The sequence below is a fragment of the Vibrio sp. 378 genome, assembly GCF_033339435.1.
This window is the reverse complement of the sequence record NZ_JAWOUO010000504.1, coordinates 1-728: the sequence shown is the minus strand read 5'-3', so window position 1 is coordinate 728 and position 728 is coordinate 1. Positions and strand designations below refer to the sequence as shown.

1 protein-coding gene is annotated in these 728 nt (G+C 45.5%); it reads left to right on the top strand.

The window, feature by feature from the left end; genetic code table 11:
* The coding region (locus tag R7Q48_RS27200) for a HAMP domain-containing sensor histidine kinase (protein ID WP_318133362.1) at positions 1-728 on the top strand (728 nt) is incomplete at both ends.

Below are 728 nucleotides of genomic sequence, written 5' to 3'. Positions count from 1 at the left end.
CGTCGCAAGAGTAGCATGTTGGAACATGCTCAACGGATTACGATTGTGGGGGTATTAGGCAGCAGTATCGGGCACGAAATTAATCAACTATTGGCTGCGATTAAAAACTACAGTCAAGGTGCAAAGATGCGGATGGAGCAAGGCACTACACCCGAGGAAATGTTGCCGATAATAGAGAAAATTCAACAACAAGTGACGTCTGCGAGTGACATAGTGCAGCGTCTACGTAGTTTGATTCACCGGACGCCAATCGAGAAAAGCTGGGTTGACTTACCTGCCGTCATCAATGATGCAATGAAGTTGGTGGATTATGAGTTCCAACGTCACAATATCCAACTAGGTGTGATGTATTCGGGCGAGGTACAAAACGTTTATGCGGATGTGACTGGATTGCAACAGGTGATCATTAATGTGCTTAATAACGCCAAAGATGCCTGTCTTGCTCATTCGACTTCGCAAAAAGAGTTGTTTGTTGATCTCCATGTCAGCTTTTGTGATGACGTTGTCATCATTGACGTCATGGATAACGGGGTCGGGCTCGAAGAGCAAAATACCCCTCTTGATCAGCCTTTTTATACCACGAAGGAAAATGGCCTAGGGCTAGGGCTTGCTATTTGTCGCGATGTAATTGAAGCGCACCAAGGTTCCATCAATTTTAGGTCAATTGACCCATCTGGGTGCCAAGTGACTATCGTTTTACCAGATCAGGAAGCTCAGAATGAGTCGTA